General features: G+C 55.9%; 24 protein-coding genes and 2 tRNA genes. All 26 read left to right on the forward strand.

Annotated features, from left to right (window positions below; translation table 11 throughout):
- Window positions 1-259: 259 nt before the first annotated feature.
- The 26 genes from rpsB (at window position 260) to ACO5R6_RS03020 (ending at window position 25,619) form a co-directional block, all read left to right on the forward strand.
- Window positions 260-1,003, forward strand: coding sequence for a 30S ribosomal protein S2 (gene rpsB / locus ACO5R6_RS02895; RefSeq protein WP_485625689.1), 744 nt, complete (start codon window positions 260-262; stop codon window positions 1,001-1,003).
- A 57-nt stretch (window positions 1,004-1,060) separates the two neighbouring features.
- On the forward strand, window positions 1,061-1,990 hold the full coding sequence (gene tsf / locus ACO5R6_RS02900) for a translation elongation factor Ts (protein ID WP_485625690.1): 930 nt from the start codon (window positions 1,061-1,063) through the stop codon (window positions 1,988-1,990).
- A 124-nt stretch (window positions 1,991-2,114) separates the two neighbouring features.
- Window positions 2,115-2,813 carry a UMP kinase gene (gene pyrH / locus ACO5R6_RS02905; protein ID WP_485625691.1) on the forward strand — a complete coding sequence of 233 codons (699 nt, stop codon included), beginning with the start codon at window positions 2,115-2,117 and terminating at the stop codon, window positions 2,811-2,813.
- Between the two features lie 95 nt (window positions 2,814-2,908).
- Window positions 2,909-3,463 (forward strand): ribosome recycling factor, encoded by a 555-nt coding sequence (gene frr, locus ACO5R6_RS02910; RefSeq protein WP_485625692.1) that lies wholly within the window; start codon window positions 2,909-2,911, stop codon window positions 3,461-3,463.
- A 142-nt stretch (window positions 3,464-3,605) separates the two neighbouring features.
- On the forward strand, window positions 3,606-4,304 hold the full coding sequence (gene uppS / locus ACO5R6_RS02915; protein WP_485625693.1) for an undecaprenyl pyrophosphate synthase: 699 nt from the start codon (window positions 3,606-3,608) through the stop codon (window positions 4,302-4,304).
- A 48-nt stretch (window positions 4,305-4,352) separates the two neighbouring features.
- Window positions 4,353-5,159, forward strand: coding sequence for a phosphatidate cytidylyltransferase (locus ACO5R6_RS02920; protein WP_485625694.1), 807 nt, complete (start codon window positions 4,353-4,355; stop codon window positions 5,157-5,159).
- Between the two features lie 56 nt (window positions 5,160-5,215).
- Entirely contained in the window at window positions 5,216-6,382 is a 1,167-nt protein-coding gene (locus tag ACO5R6_RS02925) for a 1-deoxy-D-xylulose-5-phosphate reductoisomerase (RefSeq protein ID WP_485625695.1), read from the forward strand.
- 4 nt (window positions 6,383-6,386) lie between these two features.
- Complete coding sequence (locus ACO5R6_RS02930; protein WP_485625696.1) at window positions 6,387-7,421, forward strand: M50 family metallopeptidase; 1,035 nt, start codon at window positions 6,387-6,389, stop codon at window positions 7,419-7,421.
- A gap of 74 nt (window positions 7,422-7,495) precedes the next feature.
- On the forward strand, window positions 7,496-8,560 hold the full coding sequence (gene ispG, locus ACO5R6_RS02935) for a flavodoxin-dependent (E)-4-hydroxy-3-methylbut-2-enyl-diphosphate synthase (protein WP_485625697.1): 1,065 nt from the start codon (window positions 7,496-7,498) through the stop codon (window positions 8,558-8,560).
- Window positions 8,561-8,606: 46 nt separating this feature from the next.
- Window positions 8,607-13,166 carry a PolC-type DNA polymerase III gene (locus tag ACO5R6_RS02940; protein WP_485625698.1) on the forward strand — a complete coding sequence of 1,520 codons (4,560 nt, stop codon included), beginning with the start codon at window positions 8,607-8,609 and terminating at the stop codon, window positions 13,164-13,166.
- A 96-nt stretch (window positions 13,167-13,262) separates the two neighbouring features.
- Window positions 13,263-14,399, forward strand: coding sequence for a prephenate dehydratase (pheA, locus tag ACO5R6_RS02945; RefSeq protein ID WP_485625763.1), 1,137 nt, complete (start codon window positions 13,263-13,265; stop codon window positions 14,397-14,399).
- 233 nt (window positions 14,400-14,632) lie between these two features.
- Window positions 14,633-15,145, forward strand: a complete 513-nt coding sequence (gene infC / locus ACO5R6_RS02950; RefSeq protein ID WP_485625764.1) for a translation initiation factor IF-3 — start codon at window positions 14,633-14,635, stop codon at window positions 15,143-15,145.
- A 15-nt stretch (window positions 15,146-15,160) separates the two neighbouring features.
- Complete coding sequence (rpmI, locus tag ACO5R6_RS02955) at window positions 15,161-15,358, forward strand: 50S ribosomal protein L35 (RefSeq protein WP_485625699.1); 198 nt, start codon at window positions 15,161-15,163, stop codon at window positions 15,356-15,358.
- A gap of 37 nt (window positions 15,359-15,395) precedes the next feature.
- On the forward strand, window positions 15,396-15,752 hold the full coding sequence (gene rplT, locus ACO5R6_RS02960; protein ID WP_485625700.1) for a 50S ribosomal protein L20: 357 nt from the start codon (window positions 15,396-15,398) through the stop codon (window positions 15,750-15,752).
- A gap of 194 nt (window positions 15,753-15,946) precedes the next feature.
- A complete protein-coding gene (gene galE, locus ACO5R6_RS02965) occupies window positions 15,947-16,963 on the forward strand; it encodes a UDP-glucose 4-epimerase GalE (RefSeq protein ID WP_485625701.1) in 1,017 nt (338 codons plus the stop codon).
- 8 nt (window positions 16,964-16,971) lie between these two features.
- Complete coding sequence (locus tag ACO5R6_RS02970; RefSeq protein ID WP_485625702.1) at window positions 16,972-17,526, forward strand: ketopantoate reductase family protein; 555 nt, start codon at window positions 16,972-16,974, stop codon at window positions 17,524-17,526.
- Between the two features lie 54 nt (window positions 17,527-17,580).
- Window positions 17,581-17,652, forward strand: a tRNA-Glu gene (locus tag ACO5R6_RS02975).
- A 30-nt stretch (window positions 17,653-17,682) separates the two neighbouring features.
- Window positions 17,683-17,754: transfer RNA gene (locus tag ACO5R6_RS02980), tRNA-Glu, on the forward strand.
- 127 nt (window positions 17,755-17,881) lie between these two features.
- Window positions 17,882-19,450 carry a cobyric acid synthase gene (locus ACO5R6_RS02985; RefSeq protein WP_485625703.1) on the forward strand — a complete coding sequence of 523 codons (1,569 nt, stop codon included), beginning with the start codon at window positions 17,882-17,884 and terminating at the stop codon, window positions 19,448-19,450.
- Between the two features lie 98 nt (window positions 19,451-19,548).
- Window positions 19,549-20,682 (forward strand): nicotinate-nucleotide--dimethylbenzimidazole phosphoribosyltransferase, encoded by a 1,134-nt coding sequence (locus tag ACO5R6_RS02990; RefSeq protein WP_485625704.1) that lies wholly within the window; start codon window positions 19,549-19,551, stop codon window positions 20,680-20,682.
- On the forward strand, window positions 20,679-21,236 hold the full coding sequence (locus ACO5R6_RS02995) for a bifunctional adenosylcobinamide kinase/adenosylcobinamide-phosphate guanylyltransferase (protein WP_485625705.1): 558 nt from the start codon (window positions 20,679-20,681) through the stop codon (window positions 21,234-21,236). The genes ACO5R6_RS02990 and ACO5R6_RS02995 overlap by 4 nt, the downstream gene beginning before the upstream one ends.
- Window positions 21,237-21,242: 6 nt before the next feature.
- Window positions 21,243-22,058, forward strand: coding sequence for an adenosylcobinamide-GDP ribazoletransferase (locus tag ACO5R6_RS03000; protein ID WP_485625706.1), 816 nt, complete (start codon window positions 21,243-21,245; stop codon window positions 22,056-22,058).
- Window positions 22,059-22,067: 9 nt separating this feature from the next.
- Window positions 22,068-22,574, forward strand: coding sequence for a bifunctional adenosylcobinamide kinase/adenosylcobinamide-phosphate guanylyltransferase (locus ACO5R6_RS03005; RefSeq protein WP_485625707.1), 507 nt, complete (start codon window positions 22,068-22,070; stop codon window positions 22,572-22,574).
- Window positions 22,555-23,274, forward strand: coding sequence for a histidine phosphatase family protein (locus ACO5R6_RS03010; protein ID WP_485625708.1), 720 nt, complete (start codon window positions 22,555-22,557; stop codon window positions 23,272-23,274). The genes ACO5R6_RS03005 and ACO5R6_RS03010 overlap by 20 nt, the downstream gene beginning before the upstream one ends.
- Window positions 23,271-24,353: an adenosylcobinamide-phosphate synthase CbiB gene (gene cbiB, locus ACO5R6_RS03015; protein WP_485625709.1), complete on the forward strand. Its 1,083-nt coding sequence runs from the start codon at window positions 23,271-23,273 to the stop codon at window positions 24,351-24,353. Before ACO5R6_RS03010 ends, cbiB begins: the two co-directional genes overlap by 4 nt.
- 24 nt (window positions 24,354-24,377) lie before the next feature.
- Window positions 24,378-25,619 carry a pyridoxal phosphate-dependent aminotransferase gene (locus ACO5R6_RS03020; protein ID WP_485625710.1) on the forward strand — a complete coding sequence of 414 codons (1,242 nt, stop codon included), beginning with the start codon at window positions 24,378-24,380 and terminating at the stop codon, window positions 25,617-25,619.
- Window positions 25,620-25,644: the final 25 nt, after the last annotated feature.

A 25,644-nucleotide genomic window follows, 5' to 3' on the forward strand; every position in this document is an offset into this window, starting at 1 on the left:
ATTCTGCAAGACTTATTTCTACGGGTGTGTAGAAGTTAGATTTTCATTTGACCCAGACAGACCAATCAACAGAAGCGGGACGTGCATATCTTGACGTCTCGCTTTTTTTGCGCTAGAATTCACTAGTTAATTTATGCGACACACACGGGGACTCGGGAACCGGTGCCGTCAGGCGGGTAGGTGCTCATTGATGTTCGCTGAAACCGGCGGTAATTCCCGGGGATGAATCGTGTGGAAGTTCAACCATGGAGGTAAGAAAATGAGTGTTGTATCAATGAAGCAGTTGCTTGAGGCAGGTGTTCACTTCGGTCATCAGACCAGAAGATGGAACCCCAAGATGGCTCCCTACATCTTCACGGAGCGCAACCAGATCCACATTATTGATCTTCAGCAGACCGTTCCGATGATCGATGCTGCCTATAACGCTGTTTATGATATCGTATCCCAGGGAGGAACCATTCTCTTTGTCGGGACCAAGAAGCAGGCGCAGGATGCCATTGCCGAGGAAGCTACCCGCTGTGGCATGTTCTATGTTGATCAGAGATGGCTTGGCGGTATGCTGACCAACTTCTCTACCGTCAAGAAGAGGATCAGCCGCCTGAAGGAGATTGAGAAGATGAGAGAGAACGGCACCTTCGACCTTCTTCCCAAGAAGGAAGTTGCCGGCCTTGAGAAAGAACTTGAGAAACTCGAGAAGAACCTGGGCGGGATCAAGAATATGGACCGGATCCCCGACGCGATCTTCGTCGTTGATCCCAAGAAGGAGAGAATCTGCGTCAAGGAGGCAGAGTCCCTTGGAATCACTTTGATCGGTATTGCTGACTCCAACGCAGATCCGGATGAGCTTGATTACATCATCCCCGGCAATGACGATGCGATCCGGGCAATCCGTCTGATCACATCAACCCTGGCGGATGCTGTCATCGAGGCAAAGCAGGGAACGGTTACAAACGAGATCGAGCCCAAGAACGAGGAAGAGGCTGCCGCTGAGGCAGATGCATAAGCGAGCATATTTTCTCGCATCAAAGCATGTCAGAATGTCAGAATGGAGGATAATTACATGGCTATTTCCGCAAAGATGGTTAAGGAGCTTCGCGACGCTACCGGCGCGGGCATGATGGAGTGCAAGAAGGCTCTGACTGAGACGAACGGCGATATCGATGCCGCCATCGAGTTCCTGCGCGAGACGGGAGCCGCAAAGGCAGAGAAGAAGGCGAGCCGGATTGCCGCAGAGGGCGTCTCACTGGTCTTCCAGAAAGATGACAAGACGGCCTCCATTGTAGAGGTGAACTCCGAGACGGATTTTGTCGCAAATAATGAGAAGTTCCGCGCCTATGTACAGGACGTGGCAGAACAGGCAGCTTCCAGCGAGGCCCGGGACCTGGACTCCTTCCTGGCTGAGAAGTGGTTCAAGGATCCGTCCAAGACGGTCTCCGATGAGCTCGTGAGTCAGATCGCTGTCATCGGTGAGAATCTCAAGATCCGCCGTTTCGCGAAGCTGACTTCAGAGGACCTGGTTGTATCCTATGTCCATGGTAACGGTCGCATCGGCGTGATCGTCAATGCCAAGGCAGATCTTGTCAATGATGCGGTCAAGGAGGCCCTGCACAATGTGGCAATGCAGATCGCTGCGCTGAACCCCAAGTATGTTCGCGATGCCGAGGTTCCGGGCGACTATATTGCGCATGAGACGGAAATTCTTCGTGCTCAGATCGAGAATGATCCCAAGGAAGCTTCCAAGCCTGACAAGGTCAAGGAGGGCATGATCAAGGGCCGTATTAATAAGGAACTCAAGGAGATCTGCCTGGTGGACCAGGTCTATGTCAAGGCCGAGGATGGCAAGCAGTCCGTCGCAAAGTACCTGGAACAGGTTTCCAAGCAGGTTGGCGGTACGGTTGACGTCGTCAGCTTCGTCCGCTATGAGACCGGCGAGGGCCTTGAGAAGAAGGAAGAGGATTTCGCCGCAGAGGTTGCAGCCGCAGCCAAGTAAGCAAGTGAATCAATGAAGAATCGAGAGGGAGGCTGTCGGCTGACAGCTTCCTTTTTGTTTCCACAAAATGTCAGTTATGGTAGAATAATTGCGATGTGTGAGATAGAGCGGAGGGGAAGGTACAATGAGACGTCTGCTTCTGAAATTGAGTGGCGAGGCCCTGGCCGGAGACAAGGGAAGTGGATTTGACCAGGCGACCTGCCGGATGGTTGCGGGTCAGGTCAAGCAGCTGGTGGATGACGGGTTGGAAGTCGCGATTGTGATCGGCGGCGGGAATTTCTGGCGCGGCGCCGGCAAGACCAATATGGACCGGACCAAGGCGGACCAGATCGGCATGCTGGCAACGGTCATGAACTGCATCTATGTCTCGGAGACCTTCCGAGACGCAGGTCTATCCACTACAATTATGACGCCCTTTGCCGTTGGGACTTTCACGGAACTCTTCTCCAAGGACCGCGTGAATACTGCCTTCCGCCACAAGAAGGTGGTCTTCTTTGCAGGCGGTACGGGGCATCCCTATTTTTCCACAGATACAGGAGCGGTTCTGCGCGCGGTCGAGATTGACGCGGACGGGATCTTGCTGGCCAAGAATATTGACGGGGTCTATGACAGTGATCCTGCCACCAATCCAAGCGCAAGACGCTTTGATACCATCAGCCTGGATCGGGTTCTCGAGGAGAAGCTTCAGGTCATTGACCTGTCTGCCTCGCTCATGTGCCAGCAACAGAAGATGCCGCTTTATATTTTCGCCCTGAAAGAAGAGGGGAGCATTGTCGCGGCTGCCTCCGGGGATTTTAACGGAACGATAGTTACGGTGGACTGATACAAGCTGCGTCTGCGGGCGAGAGCCCCCTGCGGCCGGATGGCCTGCAGGAGATTTCCCAATGATCTGCAAGAGATTTAGTAAAGGAGAATGCTATGGATCGTCGTTTAAGCCCCTTTGAGGACAAGATGAAGAAGAGCGTCAACGCTCTTTTGTCAGAGTATATTTCCATTCGGGCCGGCCGGGCCAATCCACATATTCTGGACAAGATCGAGGTCGCGTATTACGGGACACCAACGCCCCTGCAGCAGGTGGCCAATGTATCTGTCCCCGAGGCCCGGATGATTCAGATCCAGCCCTGGGAGACCTCTCTTTTGAAGGAGATCGAGAAGGCGATCAATATGTCGGATGTCGGGATCAATCCGACGAATGACGGGAAAACCATTCGTCTGGTCTTCCCGGAACTGACCGAGGACCGGCGCAAGGACCTGGTCAAGGATGTCAGGAAAAAGGGGGAGAATACCAAGGTCGCCATCCGCAACATCCGAAGAGATGCCATGGATGAACTCAAGAAATTGAAGAAGGCTGAGGATATCTCCGAGGATGCGATCGCTGATCTGGAAGATCAGACTCAGGATTTGACGGATCGATACATCAAGATGATCGACGGGGAGATTGAGAAGAAGACCCGGGAATTGATGACACTCTGACCGCGCCTGCTTTGATCAGAGAACGGCAGAACAAGACCCAAAGAGGGCATCAGGCCAACCATCACAGATCGCCCGCGCAAACCCCTTGCGGATGCGATATGGTGGTTGGTCTTTGCGCTTTTACTCTTATACAGGAGAGCTTATGGCAGTACCGCAGCATGTGGCGATTATTCTGGACGGAAACGGCCGCTGGGCTCAGAAAAAAGGAATGCCCAGAACCTACGGGCATACCGTCGGCGCCAAGAACGTGGAGAGAATTGCAAGAATTGCCTACGAGAACGGCGTCAAGTATCTGACCCTCTACGCGTTTTCGACAGAGAATTGGAGCAGGCCGGACGATGAAGTCAAGACCCTGATGAAATTGCTGAATACCTATCTGCATACCTGTCTGAAGACAGCCAGGCGGGACAATATGCGCCTGAGAGTCATCGGCGACCTAACCCGCCTGCAGCCGGACCTGCAGGAGCTGATCGGCCGGGTGGAGACGGAGACATCCGCTTACACCGGCTTGAATCTGACAATCGCCGTCAATTACGGGGGCAGGGATGAGATAATCCGGGCCATGCGGGAGATGTACCGTGATCTTCGGGAGAAGGACGCGGACGGGTCCGAGATCACAGAGTCCCGCTTCGCCTCCTACCTGGACACGGCGGACCTGCCGGACCCGGATCTGATGATCCGGACCAGCGGAGAGCAGCGCCTGTCCAACTTCCTCCTCTGGCAGCTTGCCTATGCGGAGTTTTATTTCACGCCGGTGGCCTGGCCGGACTTTCGAGGGGAGGAATTCCTGGAAGCGCTTGCGGCCTATGAGAACAGAAAGCGCCGCTACGGCAGGCTGTAAATTCCAGGGCCCGGCCTTGGATCAATATGAATTTGGAATTGAGGATATATGTTTCGAACGAGATTAATCAGCGGAATCGTCCTGCTCGCCCTCGCCCTGATTTTGGTCATCACAGGCGGCCCGGTCTTAGTTCTTGCCACCGGAGCCATCAGCATCATCGGTATGTATGAACTGTATCGGGTCTTCGGTCTGGAGAAGAGTCTTCCGGCGGGCATCGCCTATGCAGTCTGCATCTTCTTCTACGGCAATCTCTGTTTTGGCCTGGTCAAGGAGACTATGATGATCGTCATGGTCTATCTGATCCTTCTTTTGGCCGTCTATGTCTTCAGCTACCCCAAGTACAAGGCAAAGCAGATGATGGAGGTCTTCTTCGGGCTTTTTTATGTGGCCTTCTGCTTGTCCTATATCTATCAGACGCGCGCGCTTGCGGGCGTGGGCGTCTATCTGGTCTGGCTGATCTTCCTCTGCTCCTGGGGCTGCGATACCTGTGCCTACGCGGTCGGTGTCCTGTTCGGAAAGCACAAGATGGCACCCGTATTAAGTCCCAAGAAGTCTATCGAAGGGGCGGTCGGCGGGGTCCTGGGCTCGGCTCTTCTCACGGCGATCTATGCTCTGGTCTTTCAGAAGGCCCTTTCGGTCGGAAGCAGGGGAATCCTTCTCTTAGCGATGACAGCTGCGGTCGGCGCTCTGATCTCCATGGTCGGAGATCTGGCGGCCTCCGCCATTAAGCGCAATTATGACATCAAGGATTACGGAAGATTAATTCCCGGACACGGAGGAATCCTGGACCGGTTCGACTCGGTAATTATCACGGCCCCGATTGTCTACTTCCTGCTCTCGAATCTTCTGAACTAATTGGGATGAGAAGAAAGGAATCGGAGGAAGAGAAGGGACCGAATTTGGAGGGCGGCATGAAGAAAATAGCGATCTTGGGGTCTACGGGATCCATCGGAAGACAGACCATGGAACTGCTTGCGGCCCATCCCGAGGATTTCGAACTGACGGCTCTGGCCTGCGGTCACAACATCGAGAGGATGGCAGAGCAGGTCAGACACTTTCATCCCAAACTGGTATCGGTCGGAGACGCCATGGAGGCCAGGCGGCTTAAGGAAATGCTCTTGGCAGATCCGGCGGAGGACCGGCTCCCGGAGATCTGTTACGGCCCGGAAGGACTGGTGGCAGTCGCGACCGAGCCCTCCGCCCAGATCCTCCTGACCGCCATCGTGGGGATGGTCGGGATCCTTCCGACTATAGCCGCCATTCGGGCCGGCAAGGATATCGCCCTGGCCAACAAGGAGACTTTGGTGTGCGCGGGGCATTTGATTATGCCTCTGGCCAGGGAGAAGAAGGTGGCGATCCTGCCGGTAGACTCGGAGCACTCGGCGATATTCCAGAGTCTGCAGGGCAATGCCATGAACCGGATCAGAAAGATCCTGCTGACTTGCTCCGGTGGCCCCTTCCGGGGGAAGAAGAGTGAGGACCTTAAGGAAGTTGCAGTAAGTGACGCCCTGCATCATCCCAATTGGTCCATGGGAAGGAAGATCAGCATTGACTCCGCGAGCCTGGTCAACAAGGGGCTTGAGGTCATAGAGGCCAAGTGGCTCTTCGGCCTTGCGGAGGATCAGATCCAGATTTTAGTTCACCCGCAATCCATCCTTCACTCGGCGGTGGAATATGAGGATGGGGCTGTCATAGGGCAGATGGGACTCCCCGATATGAAACTGCCCATTCAGTACGCCCTGTATTATCCGGAGAGAAGACCCATGCCCGGCCGGGGACTGGATCTCTTTGCCGTGGGAGAGCTATCCTTCGAGAGGCCAGACACAAAGACCTTTCGGGGTCTGCCTCTTGCCTATGAGGCCATGCGGCGGGGAGGAAATGTCCCAACCATATTCAATGCGGCCAATGAGCGGGCAGTCGCCCTCTTTCTGGCCGGGAGGATTTCATTCCCCGCGATCTATGGCCTGATTGAACTTGCCATGGAAGAGGTGGAATATATGGCGGATCCGGATCCGGAGGAGATTTTGGCGACGGAGCAGGCGGCCTATGCCTGCATCGAGGCCTTTATGGATAAGTGAGTCTATGAATATTGTCATTGCGATTTTAATTTTTAGTTTTATCATCATCTTTCATGAGCTGGGCCATTTCCTGACGGCCAGGGCCTGCGGTGTCAGGGTCAATGAGTTCTGCCTGGGCTTCGGTCCCAAGATCATCGGCTTCACCAGGGGAGAGACCCTCTACGCCTGGCGCCTGATCCCCTTCGGAGGGGCCTGCGTCATGGAGGGGGAGGATCAGGAGAGCAGCAGTGACCGGTCCTTCGGCAGGAAGCCGGTCTGGCAGCGCTTTTTGATTGTCCTGATGGGGCCCATGTTCAACTTTCTTCTGGCTCTCATTCTCTCGGCAATCTTGTTGTCGGCCACCGGGATCCTAAGGCCCGATGTGGGCGGAGTCATGGACGGATATCCGGCCCAGGAGGCGGGCCTAAAGGCGGGCGATCAGATCAAAAGCCTGGGGAACTACCGGGTCCATTTCTATCAGGAAGTGTCCGCCTATATCTTCTTTCATCGGGGACAGGAGATCCGCCTGACTTACGAGAGAGAGGGGCAGGTCTATCAGACAAGAATCCAGCCCAGGTATGATGAGAAGGGCAAGCGCTATCTGATCGGAATCCAGGGGCCTGACAGCTACACGAAGCTGTCGCCCGGACAGGTCCTAAGCCATTCCTTCTACGAGATCCGTTTTCAGATCTACAATACGGCCAAGAGTCTGCAGCTGCTTCTGACCGGACGGGTCAGCGCCCGTGAGATCTCAGGGCCGGTGGGGATTGTCAAGGCCATCGGGGACAGCTACAAGCAGTCAGCCAGAGATGGGGCCTTCTATGTCTTTGTCAACATGCTCTCGATTGCCATTCTTCTGACAGCGAACCTGGGCGTGATGAACCTCCTGCCCCTTCCTGCATTAGACGGCGGCCGGCTGGTTTTCTATCTCATCGAGATGATCCGCCGGAAACCGGCCCCGCAGAAGCTGGAGTCCTATATTAATCTGCTGGGATTCATCTTCCTGATGGGACTTATGATCCTTGTGGTCTTCAGTGATCTCTTTAAGATATTCGCTTAGACTTTGAAGCCACAGGAAAAGGAGCCGGGAGAGGCGGACAAGGCTTATCCATGTCTGCGCGAGGTATACGAAAAATGAAATACAAGCGAATGAAAACAAGAGAGCTCAAGATCGGTGACCGCCGGATCGGCGGGTCCAATCCCATTCTGATCCAGTCTATGACCAACACGAGGACCCAGGACGTGGAGGGGACAGTTGCCCAGATTCTGGCGCTTGAGAAGGCGGGCTGCGAGATCGTCCGCTGCACCGTGCCTGATCAGGAGGCGGCCCGAGCACTGGAGGAGATCAAGAAGCGCATCCATATTCCATTGGTTGCGGATATTCATTTTGACTATAAGATGGCGATTGCCGCCATCGAGCACGGAGCTGACAAGATCCGGATCAATCCGGGGAATATCGGCAGTCGTGACCGGGTTCGGGCTCTTGTCGACTGCGCGAGGGAGAGGAAGATTCCCATCCGGGTAGGGGTCAACTCAGGTTCTCTGGAGAGAGAACTCCTCTCTAAATACGGCGCGGTGACAGCGGATGCCCTGGTGGAATCCGCCCTGAAGGAGGCGGCGATCATCGAGGATATGGGCTATGACAATCTGGTGATTTCCATCAAGTCCTCGGATGTGATGACTTGCGTCGCCGCCCATGAGAAGATCAGAAACAGGACCGACCATCCCCTGCATGTGGGGATCACCGAGGCCGGGACCATCACAAGCGGCAATATCAAGTCGGCCTTGGGCCTGGGCCTGATCCTGGGCCAGGGAATCGGAGATACCATACGGGTCTCTCTGACGGGGGACCCCGTCGAGGAGGTCAAGTCTGCAAGGATCATCCTCCGAACTCTGGGACTTCGCCGGGAGGGAGTAGAAGTCGTGTCCTGCCCTACATGCGGGAGGACGCAGATTGACTTGATTGACCTGGCCGCAGAGGTGGAGAAGCTGGTGGCGGATTATCCGCTCAAGATAAAAGTGGCGGTCATGGGATGCGCGGTCAATGGTCCCGGAGAGGCAAGAGAGGCGGACCTGGGTGTGGCCGGAGGCAAGGGAGAGGGACTGCTCATGCGGCACGGGGAGATTATCCGCAAGGTCCCCGAAGACCGGCTTCTTGACGCCTTGCGTGAGGAACTGGACCACTGGGGAGAGAGATGATGAGGCTCCGGCGAGACGGAGCCTCTTACAAGTCGTGAGGTAGACAATGGCTAAGGCTTTTTGCGAGCTATTTTCCAATTTGGAACTGGATCCGGGGTTTGCGGACCTCTTGCGGGATGCGCAGATTGAGCGTGTGGCGACCAACAGGAGCCATGACGCCATGCGCATCTACCTGACATGCGACAATCTCATCCCCAAGCGCAGAATCTGGAAATTGGAGAAGGCCATCAGCAAGGGCTATTTCGGTAAGAGACAGGTAGAGGTCCGCATCATCGAGCGCTTTCACCTGTCCGAGGCCTATAATGCCAAAATCCTCTTTGAGGCCTATCATGACAGCATTTATGAGGAGATTGAGCGCTACAGCTCCATCCTCTACGGGATCCTTAAGAAGGCAGATTTTCTGTTCGATCGAGAGGATCATCTGAAGCTGGTCCTGGAGGATACGGTCCTGGCCAGAGGCAGGGAAGGAGAACTCTATGAGATTCTCGACAAGATCTTCTGCCAGAGATGCGGTCAGACTCTGGAGCTGGAGTTCGGCTACAAGGAGCCGGTCGAGAGCAAGTACCGGCTTGACTCGGACCTGGCCATTGCCAATAAGGTGACGGAGGTCGTCTCCCTGCAGAAGCGGTTGCAGGCGGACCAGGCAGCTAGGGAAGAGGCAAGCGGCCTTCCGAGTGAGGACCTCGGACTGGGACATCATCCGAATTTGCCCGACAGGCCCGGTGGAAGGAGAGAGAAAGACCGCCGGGAGAATCCAGGATCTCACACGGGCCCCTCGAATCGCAACGCAAGCGCCGGGAAGCCGGGGAAATGGGGAGGAGAGCGAATTGCTTTCGGCTCGCCCAAGGGGCCCAAGCCTCTGAGGCGTTCTTCCCATGCAGATGTCATCTACGGGGTCGACTTCGACGATGAGATCACACCGATCGAAGAGGTCCAGGGCCCCATCGGAGAACTGGCCATCCGGGGTCAGGTCATTTCCTATGAGACAAGACAGATCAAGAATGAGCGGACCATCGTGAGCTTTGCCGTGACGGATCTGACGGATACCATTGTCAGCAAGCTCTTCTTGCCGAATGACCAGGTGGAGGAGCTGGAGAAGAGACTTCACAAGGGGGCCTTCGTCAAGATCAAGGGGACTCCCGCCCTGGACAAGTTCGACCATGATCTCACCCTGGGATATATCAAGGGGATCATGTCCATCCCCTCCTTTCGGACCGTTCGAAGAGACAATGCGGCCGTAAAAAGGGTCGAGCTCCACTGCCACACTAAGATGAGCGATATGGACGGGGTCTCTTCGGTGGAGGAGATCCTAAGGCAGGCCAAAGACTTCGGTCACAAGGCCTTGGCTATCACAGACCACGGGGTTGTACAGGCCTTCCCGGATGCCGACCACGAGATGGGAGATGAACCGGACTTCAAGATTCTCTATGGGATGGAGGCCTATCTGGTCGATGACACGAAGAAGATCGTTACGGATGGAAGACCGGGGCAGAGCCTGGACGATGCCTTCGTGGTCTTTGATATTGAGACAACCGGTTTCTCGGCGGAGAAGGACCGGATCATTGAGATCGGCGCGGTCCGGCTTGAGGCCGGTCAGATCACGGACCGGTTTTCAACCTTCATAAACCCTGAGCGGCCGATTCCCTTTCGGATCACGGAGCTGACCTCAATTCGGGATGATATGGTCATGGGGGCGGAGAATATCGAGGGGGTCCTGCCGCAATTCCTTGCCTTCTGCAAGGACGCGATTATGGTCGCCCACAATGCGGATTTTGACATGGGTTTTATCCGGCAGAATTGCCTGCGGCTGGGGCTGGAGGCCCCCTCGACTTATACGGATACGGTCGCAATGGGACGCTATCTCTTGCCCTCCTTACACAATCAGAAGCTGAATACCCTGGCCAAGGCTCTGAAGATCGATCCCGGTCATCACCATCGGGCGGTGGATGACGCCGAGGCGACGGCTCATATTTTCGAGAAATTCATCCGAATGTTTAAGGACAGGGGGATGCTGGAGCTGGCCGACATCAACGACAGGGCCAAAATGTCCGATGAGGTCATTCGCAAGATGCACGCCAATCACTGCATCCTGATCGCGAAAAACGACATCGGGCGGATCAATCTCTATCGGCTTACTTCCTTGTCTCACCTGCGCTTCTTCCAGAGACAGGCCAAGATCCCAAAGAGTCTGGTGGAGGAATATAGAGAAGGTCTGATCATCGGCTCCGCCTGCGAGGCGGGGGAACTCTATCAGGCCTTAGAAGGCGGTCGGCCTCCGCAGGAGATCACGAGGATTGTCAACTTCTACGACTACCTGGAGATCCAGCCCATCGGCAACAACCGCTTTCTCTTGGACGCAGACAATCACATCAAGACAGAGGAGGACCTGCGCGACTTCAATCGCCGTATTGTGCGACTAGGGGAGGAATTCCACAAGCCCGTGTGCGCCACCTGTGACGTTCACTTCCTAAATCCGGAGGATGAGATCTACCGGAGGATCATCCAGGCCGGCAAGGGATTCAGGGATGCGGACCGGCAGCCCCCCCTCTATCTTCAAACGACAGATGAGATGCTGGAGGAATTCGCCTATCTGGGCAGGGATAAGGCGATGGAAGTGGTCGTCACGAATACCAACCGGATCGCCGATATGTGCGAGCGCATCCGGCCGACCCGTCCGGACAAGTGCCCGCCCATGATCGCTGATTCTGACCGGATGCTTCGGACCATCTGCAGCAATCGCGCGCACGAGCTCTATGGAGAGGAGCTTCCGACCATTGTCAGGGAGCGAATGGATCGGGAACTCGACTCGATCATCGGAAACGGCTATGCGGTGATGTATATCATTGCCCAGAAGCTGGTATGGAAGTCCAATGAGGACGGCTACCTGGTCGGATCCAGAGGTTCTGTCGGCTCCTCCTTTGCCGCCTATCTGGCCGGCATCACAGAGGTGAATTCCCTCCAGGCCCATTATCTGTGCCCGGACTGCAAGTTCGTCGACTTTGATTCCGACCGGGTCAAGGCATACTCCGGCCGGGCGGGCTGTGATATGCCCGACCGCAAATGCCCACGCTGCGGGGCGGACCTGATGAAGCTGGGATTCGACATCCCCTTTGAGACCTTCCTGGGATTTCAGGGGAACAAGGAGCCGGACATTGACTTGAACTTCTCCGGAGAGTACCAGGCGAAGGCCCACAAGTACACGGAGGTGATCTTCGGGGAGGGGCAGACCTTCAAGGCCGGAACCATAGGGACTCTTGCCGACAAGACGGCCTACGGTTATATCAGGAGCTACTATGAGGAGAGGGACATCCACAAGAGGGCCTGCGAAATTGACCGTATCGTCCAGGGCTGTGTCGGGATCCGGCGCACCACAGGTCAGCATCCGGGCGGCATTGTAGTCCTGCCTGTGGGGGAGGAGATCAATTCCTTCACCCCGGTCCAGCACCCGGCAGATGATATGTCTTCTGACATCATCACAACCCATTTTGACTACCATAAGATTGAGGGAAACCTCTTAAAGCTGGATATTCTGGGCCATGTCGATCCCACCATGATCCGTAAGCTGGAGGAGTTGACGGGCCTTCACGCCAGAGATATTCCCCTGGATGATAAGGGAGTTATGGGGCTCTTTATGGGAACGGATACGCTGGGACTTCCGGAGGGGGAGAAACTCTGGGGGGGAACTTCCATGGGGACACTGGGAATTCCTGAATTCGGAACCGATTTTGCCATGGAGATGTTAAGAGACGCCAAGCCCAAGGAGTTCTCGGACCTGATCCGGATCGCCGGTCTCTCTCACGGGACGGATGTCTGGCTCGGAAATGCCAAGGACCTGATTCAGGAGGGAATTGCGACGATTTCCACTGCGATCTGCTGCCGCGATGACATTATGGTCTACCTGATCCATCAGGGGATCGACCCGGAGGAGAGCTTTACCATCATGGAGCGGGTCAGAAAGGGAATGGTTGCCAACGGCAAGGTGGCCTCTGACTGGGAGAAATGGTCGGCGGACATGCGAGAGCACGGGGTCCCGGACTGGTATATCGGGTCCTGTGAGAAGATCAAGTATATGTTTCCCAAGGCCCATGCGGCGGCCTATGTCATGATGGCCTGGCGGGTGGCCTATTGCAAGGTCTATTACCCGCTGGCCTATTATGCCGCCTTCTTCTCCATCCGGGCGACCGCCTTCTCCTATGAGCTGATGTGCCGGGGCAGGGATCATCTGGAGACCATATTGGCCGAGTATGATAAGAGAAAGAACAGCCTGTCCAACAAGGAGCAGGACACCTACCGGGATATGCGGATCGTCCAGGAGATGTACGTCAGAGGATATGAATTCATCCCCATAGACCTCTATTGGTCAGACGCCCGCTATTTCAAGATCATTGGCGGAAAACTCCTCCCCCCGCTTACATCCATTGACGGCATGGGAGACAAGGCGGCGGAGACCCTGGCCATCGCCGCTTCCCAGGGGAAATTCCTGTCCAAGGACGATCTCAAGGAGCGGGGGAAGATCTCCCAGTCCATCGTCGACAAGCTGGATGATTTGGGATTGACGGGAGATCTGCCAATGAGCAATCAGCTCTCTCTGTTTGATTTTGCCTAGGAAATCATGGATAATCGACGGAGGATTTTGTCAGATGCCGGCGAAGTGGCGGAGGACAGGGCAGAGGACAGAGAAGAAGAAATAAGGATGGATCAGATGCAGGATTTGGCCGAGTCACGCAGAAGAATTGATGAGATAGATGCAAGGATTGTGGAACTCTATGAGGAACGCCTTGCAATATCGGGAGATGTGGCGGAATATAAGATCGCCAATCATCGCCCGGTCTTAGACAAGAGGAGAGAAGAGGAGAAGCTGACCCGGCTGGAGGCTATGGCGGGGGACGCATTCTCAAAGCAGGGCATCCGTGAACTCTTCGAACAGATCATGTCTGTCTCCCGAAAGAAGCAGTATCGTCTTCTGGCGGCCCATGGGATGTCGGAAGATCTGGGCTTCTATGAGATCGACGACTACGACTTCCCTAGTGCCAGAGTGGTCTACCAGGGCGTGAGAGGGGCATACTCCCAGGCGGCCTGCAAGGCCTTCTTCAGGGACGGCTGCAAGTCGATGGACCCGGTGGAGACCTGGCGAGACGCGATGGAGGCCATCTCAAACGGAGAGGCTGACTATGCGGTGCTTCCGGTGGAGAATTCGACGGCCGGAATTGTCTCGGAGAACTATGATCTTCTGATGGAGTATCAGGCGGTCATTGTCGGAGAGCAGATTATCCAAATCGATCACGCCCTTCTCGGTCTGACAGGCGCGAAGATCGGACAGATCAAGCGGGTCTATTCCCATCCGCAGGCCCTGGCCCAGTGCGAGGGATATCTGAGGAATATCCACCCGGACTTCGAGGCCTTTTCCCTGAAGAATACGGCTATGGCCGCAAGGAAGGTCATGGAGGACCGGGACCCCTCTCAGGCGGCGATTGCCGGCAGCATCAATGCCCGGATATACGGACTTTCAGTCCTAGATCAGGCCATTCAGGACGTCAAGGGCAATGAGACCCGCTTTATTGTGATCTCTCCCAAGAGGGAGTACACGGGCAGGGCCGGGAATATCAGCATCGCCTTCTCCCTGCCCAATGAGTCCGGCTCCCTCTACCGGATCCTGTCGCACTTTATCTTCAATGGTCTCTCGATGACCCGGATCGAATCGCGCCCCCTGCGCGGGAAGAAGTGGGAGTACATCTTTTTTATCGACTTCGAGGGCAACCTCAGGGAAGAGGCCGTGATGAACTGCCTGCAGGGACTCAAGGAAGAGACGGAGGAGATGTTCATCCTGGGAACTTACTGAGTAGGGAGGTCCCGGGGAGAGGATGGGAGAAAGCACTTGACGTCGCATCTGTTTTGATGCTATTATCCTAATGTTGTGAAATCAAAGCAGAGTTATCCGCTCTCACCCAAGCGCCGGGTCAGGCGACTTGCGGTTGCATATTCACAGGATTTTTATCTTTGTGACTTGTAAGTGGATAGTCTGCCTATCCACTTTTTTATGCTATATTTTGGGTTGGTCCCGGAGGTGTAATTATTAGCAACGAATTACAGATCAATGAGCAGATCAGAGACCATGAGGTTCGGTTGATCGGAGTTCACGGAGAGCAGTTGGGGATTATGTCTGCCCGCGATGCCCAGAGGCTGGCAGATGAGGCCAAGCTTGACTTAGTCAAAGTTGCCCCTCAGGCCAAGCCCCCGGTCTGCAAGATTATTGACTACGGCAAGTACCGTTACGAGATGTCCCGCAAGGCCAAGGAGGCGAAGCGCAAGCAGAAGCAGATCGAACTCAAGGAGATTCGGATGTCGCCGAACATCGATTCCAATGATCTCATGACCAAGACCAAGGCTGCGCGCAAGTTCCTCGAGAAGGGCAACAAGGTGAAGATCACCCTGCGCTTCAGAGGCCGTGAGATGGCTCATGTCTCCGCGAGCAGGCACATTCTTGAGGAGTTCGCCGCAAGCTTGGAGGATATCGCATCAGTGGATAAGGCACCGAAGATGGAAGGCAGAAGCATGAGTCTGGTGCTGGCAGTCAAGAAGAATTAAGAGGAGGACAAGACGATGCCAAAGATGAAAACAAAGAGTTCCGCAGCAAAGCGTTTTACTGCTACCGGCAGTGGCAAGCTCAAGAGAAACAAGGCTTTCAAGAGCCATATCCTGACCAAGAAGACCACCAAGCGCAAGAGAAATCTGCGTCAGTCTGCAATCACCGACGCATCGAATGTAAAGAGCTTAAAGAAGATTTTACCTTACATGTAATAGAACCTGTGATTGAGATTGTCAGGAGGATATTAAGATGGCAAGAATTAAGGGCGCATACAACGCTAAGAAGAAGCACAATCGTGTATTAAAGCTGGCTAAGGGCTACAGAGGAGCCCGCTCCAAGCAGTACCGCGTGGCCAAGCAGTCTGTCATGCGGGCATTGGCATCTGCCTATGCAGGCCGCCGTCAGCGCAAGGGGCAGTTCCGCCGGATCTGGATCGCGCGTATCAATGCCGCGGCCCGTCTCAACGGTCTGTCTTACAGCAAGTTCATGTTCGGTCTCAAGAAGTCCGGCATTGATTTGAATCGGAAGATGCTGGCTGAGCTGGCTGTCAATGATGCAGAGGGCTTCGCCTCCCTGGTGGAGACGGCCAAGGCCGGTCTGAATTAATGAGAAGCGAGCTTGTCTTAGGAGGAGCGAATTCTTTTGGAGAGATGTCCTGTCAGGGGCATCTCTTTTTTTACTCGATTTTGTGATAGAATACATACAGTTTCCCGGATTTGATTCATCCGCCATTGAATTCTTATGCAGAGTAAAGAGCGGCGGGAGGGAGACAGCTATCTTCAGAGGATTAGGAGGAGAATATGGCTATTTTAGTTACCGGAGGCGCCGGCTATATCGGGAGTCACACTTGCGTGGAGCTTCTTGAGAACGGCTATGACGTCGTGATCTTGGACAATCTGGTGAATGCGAGCAAGAAGGTTGTTGACCGCATCGAGGAGTTATCCGGCAAGAAGGTCAGCTTCTATGAGGGTGACATCAGAGATCGCGCTTGTCTGAACCGGCTTTTTTCAGAGCAGAAGATTGATTCTGTCATTCACTTCGCGGGCTTAAAGGCTGTCGGCGAGTCCGTAGAGAAGCCCTGGGAGTACTATGAGAACAATATCTCCGGCTCTCTCGTTCTCTTCGATGTGATGCGCAAGCATGGCTGCAAGAGCATCATTTTCTCCTCTTCAGCGACTGTCTATGGCAATCCCGCCCAGATCCCCATCACCGAGGAATGCCCCAAGGGAACTTGCACCAATCCCTACGGCTGGACCAAGTGGATGCTGGAGCAGATCCTGACCGACCTGCACACGGCGGATCCCGAGTGGAATGTAGTTCTGCTCCGCTATTTCAACCCGATCGGGGCGCATAAGTCCGGACGGATCGGGGAGAATCCCAACGGGATTCCCAATAATCTTATGCCCTACATCACCCAGGTTGCAGTCGGCAAACTGCAGGAATTGGGCGTCTTCGGAGACGACTACGATACACCTGACGGAACCGGCGTAAGAGACTATATCCATGTCTGCGACCTGGCTACCGGACACGTGGCTGCGATTAAGAAGCTGGAGGAGAAATCCGGCCTGTCGATCTATAATCTGGGCACCGGCGTCGGCTACTCGGTTCTGGATATTGTTCATAACTTCGAGGAGGCGACCGGCATCCACATTCCCTATTCGATCAAGCCCCGCCGGGCAGGGGATATTGCCACCTGCTACTCATCGGCTGAGAAGGCCAAGAAGGAGCTCGGCTGGGAGGCCAAGTACGGAATTAAGGAGATGTGCGCCGATTCCTGGAATTGGCAGAAGTCCAATCCCAACGGTTACGATGACTGATCTGTCAAATGAAAGCTTTGATTTATGGTGTGGGAGTGATTGGATCCCTGACGGCACATGCCCTCTGCAGGGCAGGCAATGATGTGACTCTTGTCGCAAGAGGCCGGTGGAAGCAGGCCTTGGACCGCCGGGGGCTTAAGATCAGAAAATTCTCCGGATCAAGGGAGTGGACGGATCATCCCCGCATCCTGGACGAATATGATGAGGGCAGCGTAGATGTCGTCTTCTCCGTCATGCAGAATCAGCAACAGTGGTCCGTCTTGGATGCGCTTGCGAAGGTGCGGGCCAAGCGGATAGTCCTGGTAGGAAACAATCTGGAAAGCGCCCGGATGCAGGAGAAGCTGAAGAGGCTCCGGAATGACCGGATGGAGATCTTTTTCGCCTTTCAGACCAGCGGAGGTCAGCGCTATAGAGACTACACGCAGGTTGTTTCCTTCGGGAGACCGGAGTTTGTGATCGGTTGTCTTGTGGGAGAGCCGAATCGGAGGGATCAGGACTTCTTTCGGAGACTCTTTCGCGGATCCCCGGCTTTTTCATCTTTTCCGAAAAAAGACTTGCATTGATCTCACGCCTCATGTATCATTTCATTGTTGTCGCTAGCAGACAGCAGTGAATCCGGTTCCTTGGTCAAGCGGTTAAGACGTCGCCCTCTCACGGCGAAAACAGCGGTTCGATTCCGCTAGGAACTGCTGGCGCTATGAGCGCCTTATCAGTCACAGGGTTCCTTGGTCAAGCGGTTAAGACGTCGCCCTCTCACGGCGAAAACAGCGGTTCGATTCCGCTAGGAACTGTTTGTTCAGATGAACAGCCCAACCCAAGAAAGAAGTATCGGCGCAGCCGATGCTTTTTTTGTGGTCTTGAATTGAGGTAGAATAAGAGAGATCTTTTGATTGGGAGCGCAGCTGAGGAGGAGAGAGCATGGCCAGAGTGCTGATGGTTCAGGGAACCATGTCTAATGCCGGAAAGAGTCTTCTGGTAGCCGGTCTCTGCCGCCTTTATGCCCGCCGGGGCTACCGTGTGGCCCCCTTTAAGTCGCAGAATATGGCCCTCAATTCCTATGTGACAGGAGAGGGACTCGAAATAGGCCGGGCTCAGGCCATGCAGGCGCAAGCCTGCGGTATCGCCCCCTCCGTGGATATGAACCCCATTCTTCTAAAGCCGACCGGTGATATGAAGAGCCAGGTTATCGTCCGGGGCAGGCCCCTTGCCAACATGCGCGCAAGAGACTATTTTCGCTGCAAGAAGAGCCTGATTCCCCAGATCATGGAGTCCTATGAAAGACTGGCGGCGGAACATGATATCATCCTGGTAGAGGGAGCCGGGTCTCCGGCGGAAATCAACCTCAGGGAAGATGATATTGTCAATATGGGTCTTGCCAAGATCCTGGATGCACCGGTCCTGCTTGTGGGAGATATTGATCCGGGGGGCGTCTTCGCACAGCTCTACGGGACCTGGGCTCTTCTGCCAGAAGAGGAGCAGGAGCGGATCCGCGCTTTCATCATCAACAAGTTTCGCGGAGACCAAAGTCTCCTGGATCCGGGAATCAGGATGCTGGAGGAGAGAGTCGGGATTCCGGTTCTGGGGGTTCTTCCCTACATGGACCTCCTGATCGATGACGAGGACTCTCTCTCGATTCGGCTGAAAGACGGGGAAGCCGGGGAGATTGATATCGCAGTGGTCCGTCTGCCCCATATGTCCAATGCCTCTGACTTCACGGTATTTGAGGGAAGAGAGGGGGTATCTCTTCGCTTTATCAGGTCTCCGGATCGATTGCTGAGTGCAGACCTTGTGATTCTGCCGGGGACCAAGAATACCCTGGCTGATCTTAACTGGCTGAGGAAGGCCGGTTTTTTCGAGCCTCTCAGGAAGCGGGCCGAAGAGGGTGGACTTATGGCGGGGATCTGTGGAGGCTATCAGATTCTGGGACGGTCTGTCTTGGATCCGGAAAGGGTTGAAGGAGGAGGATCTGCCCCGGGTCTTGGCCTGCTCCCTCAGGTGACGGTCATGGGCAGGGATAAGATCTTGACCCGAGTCAGGGGGCATTTTGCGGACGATTTCACGGGCCCCTGGTCCTGCCTGAGAAATCAGCCTCTGGAGGGCTACGAGATCCACCAGGGCCAGACACAGACTGAGAGCTTAGTGGAATCCAAAGGGCTGCAGAGCCCGGGAGGCCGGGAGGACCTGTCTTGGCCCAGACAGCTTGGCCGGCTGCGGCTTGACGCGGGGGCCGATTGGGAAGAAAAAGGAGGAAGCTTCATGGAGGGTATGGTGACGGGTTCAGTTCTTGGAACTTACATCCACGGGGTTTTTGATGGGAAAGGGGTTGCGGAGGCAGTCCTGAATTCCATTGCCGGCAGGAGAGGACTTCCTCTTCGCTATGAATTAAGAGAGGCCGGGGCTTTCGCCGAAGAACAATACGACCGGCTCGCAGATGCGATCGAGGAGCATATGGACATGGAGCGGATCGATGCGATCCTTGGCCTCTGATCTGCCTCAGATGTGCGCCCATAGCCGAGGGGAGTCATCATGCATTGGGACGGAAGGGTCAAAGGCTGAGTGGATATGCTGTGCGGTTAGGAGGTCAGATGGTCACTTGTGAAAGCCTCAGACAAATGAAGGCCCTTGTGCCGGACCCGAGGGCAATGGAAGAGGCCGGGGCCCGCTGGGACCGGATTGCCATGCCTCTGGACGGACTGGGACTGGTCCAGGAGGACTTAATCCGGATGGCGGGAATCCGGGGCCGGGCGGACGATCTGTTGAATCATCCCCGCCTCCTCATCATGTGCGCCGACAACGGGATTGTCGAAGAAGGGGTGAGTCAGACCGGCCAGGAGACGACCGCCCTGGTCGCCGATTCCATCGCCTGCGGGGAGTCCCCGGCCGCGATCCTGGCCAGGGGAGCCAAGTGCCGGATCCGGGTTCTTGATGTGGGAATGACCTTCGATGCCAGGCATCCGGCTGTGGTTTCAGCCAAAGTGGCCAGAGGGACCGGAAATTTCGCCGGGAATTGGACGGAAGACCCTGAGGAAGACAAAAAGGGGACGCCCTGGGGGGCTATGTCTGAGGAGGAGGCTCTGGCTGCGATTTCGATCGGGATCAAAGAGGCCAAAAGAGCCGGAGATGAGGGAGTCGGCATCCTCCTGACCGGAGAGATGGGCATTGGAAATACGACGACTTCTGCCGCCTGCCTGGCCGCCCTCCTGGGCCTGCCGGCGGAAGCCGTGACAGGACGGGGGGCGGGTCTGTCTGATGCCGGCCTGGCCGCGAAGAGGCGGATCATCGACCGGGCTCTGAGGCGGTTGCCCGATCGGAATGCCGATGCGGAGCGGGGGAGAGGGGCGGATGCCATTGAGATCCTCTGCCGGCTCGGCGGCCTTGACATCGCGGCCCTGACCGGTCTTATTCTGGGAGCCAATCAGGAGAGGATCCCGGTCCTGTTGGATGGCTTGATCACCTCTGCCGCGGCCCTGATTGCCGATCGGATCTGCCCGGGCGCCGGAGGGGTCTGCCTGGCCTCCCACATGGGAAGAGAGCCCGGGATGCCACACGCTCTTGCGGCTCTTGGCCTAAAGCCCATCATTCAGGCAGATCTGGCTCTGGGTGAGGGGACAGGGGCTCTTCTTGCCCTGGAGCTCTTACAGGCCGCAGACCGGGTCTACAGGTCCCCAAAGACCTTTGAGAGATTGGGCATTGAATCCTATCGGAGGGATGAGGGATGATGCGGCTGATTCTGGGCGGAAGCGCCAGCGGTAAATCCGAATATGCGGAGGGACTTGCCGGGGACCTGGCAGGAGACCGGCCTCTCTTTTATCTTGCGACCATGCAGGAGGACGGAGAGGAGACCCTTGCCCGCATTGACCGCCATGTGAGGCGGCGGGAGGGGATGGGCTTTCACACCCTGGAGATCCCCTATGACCTGGATTGTTCCAGTTTCGCAGAGGCACTTGGGCCGGTTTCGCCTTCTTATCTGCCGCGAGAGACCGGGGGAGTGATCCTTCTGGAGTGCGTCTCCAACCTCCTGGCCAATCAGATCTTCGACAGGAGATCCGGGGGATACGATCAGGACAGGTTCTGTGAGGGGATCCTGGGTCTGGGGAAGCTCTGTCAGGATCTTGTCATCGTAAGCAACAATGTTCACGAGGATGGAATCCAATACGACCCCATGACACAGAACTATATCCGTCAACTGGGACAGATCAACCGGAGACTGGCCCGATCCTGCGGACAGGTCACAGAGATTGTGGCGGGTCTTCCCCTGCAGCTGAAGGAGTGATAAGAGATGCTTCGTTCCCTTGCGATTGCCTTTGCCATGTACTCAAGAATTCCCGTGCCCCAGTTTGACTGGGAGGAGAGGGATATGCGCTATGTGATGGCCTTCTTTCCCCTGGTCGGGCTTGTGATCGGACTGGGACAGATGGCCCTGCTTATGCTCGCAGGCCGGTCGGCCCTGCCCCGGTTTTCGCTGGAGATCTTTCTGGTCCTTCTGCCGGTTTTGATCTCAGGGGCCATTCATCTGGACGGTTTCATGGATGCCTCGGACGCTTTTCACTCCTACCGGGGCCGGGAGGAGAAGGTTCGGATTCTCAAGGACCCACATACGGGAGCCTTCGCTGTCCTCTCTCTCTTCTGTCTCCTCCTGCTGGCCCTGGCGGCTTCTGCCATGCTCTTAGAGGGAGCTGGCCGGATCGGCAATGCTTCCGGAGCCGGCTGGATCAAACCGGGGGGAGAGAGGGCGGTCCTCTCTGCTCTGGCAGCTATCTTCTGGCTGGCCCGGATCCTGAGCGCTTTCTCCGTCCTGACCTTTCCGGTCATGCCCGGCCATGGAAGCCTGGCCGCTTTTTCGCATGCGGCCGACCGGAGGAGGGTTCTCGGTCTTTTGACCGGGCAGCTGATTCTTGTCTCGCTCTGGATTCTCTGGATGGGAAGAGGCGTGGGCGCCTTGGTCCTGGCCTGTGCCGGTGCTTGCTTCAGCTACTACTATAGGCGGGCCGAAAATGCCTTCGGCGGGATCAATGGGGATCTGGCGGGTTGGTTTGTCTCATACAGCGAAGTGGCGATGGCTCTGGCTGCCGGTCTTATTGTCTTCTTCCAATAGGAGTGCCTTATGAGTATGGACTTGTATCTGGGCGGCTGTGCCCAGGGGAAATTGCGGTATGTCCTGCAGAAATACCGGGATCAAAAAGCAGAGATCGCGGACGGGAATGCGGAAATCTGCCGGGAGGCTGACCGGTCCGTTCTTGAGGACAGGATCGATTCCTGCCTGATCTGGAACCACTTTCATATTTATGTCAGAAGCATGCTTCAAAGTCGTCTTCCGAAGAATCTTTCCGATCTCTCCCTCCGGGAACAAGAGGACTGGGAGGAGGCCTTCCTCGACTTGTGCTGGGGGCGAATCCTGGATTTGGAGGGGACCTGTCGCAAATTGCTTGTGATCTCGGACCTTGCGGGAAACGGCATCGTCCCCCTGGATGCGGGAGACCGGATCTATCGGGACATGCTGGGACGGCTGCAGGTTCGGCTGGCTGCGCGGGCAGACCATGTCGAGCTGATAACGGCCGGTCTCGGACAGGTTCTGAAGAATGGAGCGGGGAATGATTCACTGGACGATTGAGGATATGCGAAATTGGTCTTGTCTGGGGCGGATTTTCTTCCTTCGCCACGGGGAGACGGAGGGAAATGCCGAGGGGCGCTACATCGGCTCGGCAACGGATGAGGAGCTATCCATGGATGGGATGACAGCCATCAAAGCCCTGCGGAGGGCTCCCTATATTCCGCTTTCCTCTCAGCTGCTCAAGATCTATACGAGTCCCATGCTCCGCTGCCGACAGACCGCAGGCCTCCTCTATCCGGAGGTTTTGAAGGAGACGGTAGAGGACTGGAAGGAGATCTACTTCGGCAAGTTCGAAGGGCACAACTACGAGGAACTCAAGAATGATGCAGACTACCAGGCCTGGATTGACGGGGGTGGCATGGGGGATTTCCCGGGCGGAGAGAGACGGGAGGACTTCCGGAGGAGAATTCTGAGGGGATTTGACCATGTGGTCGAGGAAATGGAGACCTGGACGCCGGGGAGAGAGGGGATCCGTCTCAGAGAGATCACAGAGAGAACCAGGCGAGAGATCCCCAATGTCGCAGCCCTTGTCCACGGGGGCGTTATCATGACGATTCTGTCCGCCTATATGGGGGGATCCTATTTCGACTATCAGTGTTCCAATGGAGAGGGCTATGCTTGCCTGCTCATGCAAGACGGGGAGAAGGGCGTTCATCTGACGGACCTCCTTTTGCTTCGGCCCGACCAGGAGAGAGAATGAAAGAATATCTGTTTCAGGCTATCATTGCATGGATTCTGGCTGCCCTGCTCGACATCCTCCTCGGAGATCCCCACTGGCTCTGGCATCCGGTGCAGGGAATGGGCAGGCTGATTCAGCTGCTCGAGCGCAAGCTCTACCCGCCGGAGGAGGGACTCTCGGAGGCTCTCAGGGAGGAGCCGGAAAAAGAGGAAGAGTTAGAGCCAATAGACCGAGAGGAGCCGGCGGCCCGGGAAGATTTGCGGAAGGGAGCAAGAAGGTCCTGCCGAATGCGGGGCGGGATTCTTGTCCTCCTGGTGCTTCTTGTGACGGGGGTGTTCTGGGGAGGCCTGGTCGCTTTGGCATACCGGATCCATCCAGGACTGGGAGTCGCTCTCTGGTCGCTGATGGGATGGCAGTCCATTGCGGGACACAGCCTTGGCAGGGAGAGTATGCGTGTCTATTACGACTTGAAGAGGAATGATATCCCCGCCGCACGCCGGGATCTGTCTATGATTGTGGGAAGAGATACTGCCGGCCTCAATGCGGCCGGAATCAGCAGGGCTGCGGTCGAGACGGTCGCCGAGAACAGCTCGGACGGAGTGATTGCCCCCCTCTGCTGTCTGCTTTTGGGAGGCCCCGTCCTTGCCTTCCTATACAAGGCGATTAATACGATGGACTCCATGATCGGCTATCAGAACGACCGATACCGCTATTTCGGGACTGCCGCGGCAAGGCTCGATGACCTGGTCAACTTTCCCTTTGCCCGCCTCTCAGCCCTGGCAATTATCCTGGCAGCAGGCATCAGAGGGGGGAGGGAGGATGGAACCAGGGCTCTTCGGATCTTTCGAAGAGACCGCTATAGGCATAAGAGCCCCAATGCGGGGCAGACGGAAGCTGCTATGGCCGGGGCCCTGGGCCTGGAGCTGGGCGGAGATGCCTCCTATTTCGGCAGGCCGGTCAGAAAGCCGACCATGGGAGATCCCCTGCGGGAGATCGAGGCGGAAGACATTCCAAGGGCCTGCCGTCTGATGTATATGGCGGCAGGACTTGTCTGGACCCTGGGACTTGGGATCCTGCTTTTGGTCTTCGCTTGGGTATGATTTTATGAAGGAAGAAGCGGACTTATGGACCTGCACGGCGGAAATATCTACCAATCGAATATTGAGCTGGATTTTTCGGTCAATGTGAATCCCCTGGGACCGCCGGAGGGAATAAGGGATCTTTTCCTTAATTCGGGTGACTGGCTGTCACACTATCCCCGGCGGGACCAGAAGGAGAATGAGGACAGGCTTCTTGCCCTGATCGGTCTTAGTGAGACAGGGACGATCCCCGGCAGGTCCACTGCTTCTCCGGGGACAGAGATCGGCGCTGTCATCGGAAACGGCGCTTCAGAGCTTCTCATGGCCCACTTTCTTGCGCTTCGGCCCAAACGTGTCCTTCTGACAGAGCCCTCTTTCTACGGCTACCGGCATGCGGCCCGAGCGGTCGGGGCCGAACTTTTGAGCTATCCCCTGCGGGAAGATCTGGATTTTGCCCTGGATGAGGGATTGATCAAGCAGATCGATCCCTCAATCGACCTGATTCTTCTGGCGAGTCCCAATAATCCAAATGGGGGGAGAATCAGGGATGATCTCCTGCGGGAGATCCTAAGGAAGGCGGCCTCCCATCGGATTCCCCTCCTTCTGGACGCCTGCTTCATGCCCTTAAGTCTCCTGGGGGAGGAAGGTCAGGCCCCGGGAGAGGGGGATCAGACCGGGGGAGAGGCCCTGCGGGAAGGACTTTCTGCGATCGATTCCTATGCGACCTGGCTCAAGAGCCTCTTTGACTTGCACGGGGGACTTGAGGTTCTGGGCGCCTTCACCAAGACATTCGCCATCCCCTCTCTGCGCCTTGGCTACTTGCTGGGAAGGGAAGAGGGGCTCAAGGAGATACGGAAGCTGCTGCCGGAGTGGAATCTCTCCCTGCCGGCCCAGAAGGCTCTGGAAGAGATCGCTCGAATGGGAGAGACCGGCCGCCTTAGGCCCTATCTCAAGGAGACCGGACACATCATCAGACAGGAGAGCCAGTATCTGAGGGAGAAATTGCAGGAACTCGGCTTTCGGGTATATGGGGGAGATGGCAACTTCATCCTCTTTGCGGACTGCCCGGCAAAGAGAGGAGGGGTAGACAAAAGGCCGCGAGAAGAAATCCGAGGGATGAATACAAGGAACCTATATGAGGAACTCCTGAGGGAGAACATTCTGATTCGGGACTGCGGCAATTACCGGGGACTCGGACAGGGGTTCTACCGGGTTGCCGTCCTAAGCCATGAGAAAAATAGGAAATTGATCCGGCTTCTTGGTAAAATAATCAGAGACAGTGGTTGAGGGAGCCCGGTCGGCCTTGATGGGG

The organism is Shuttleworthella sp. (assembly GCF_057251025.1).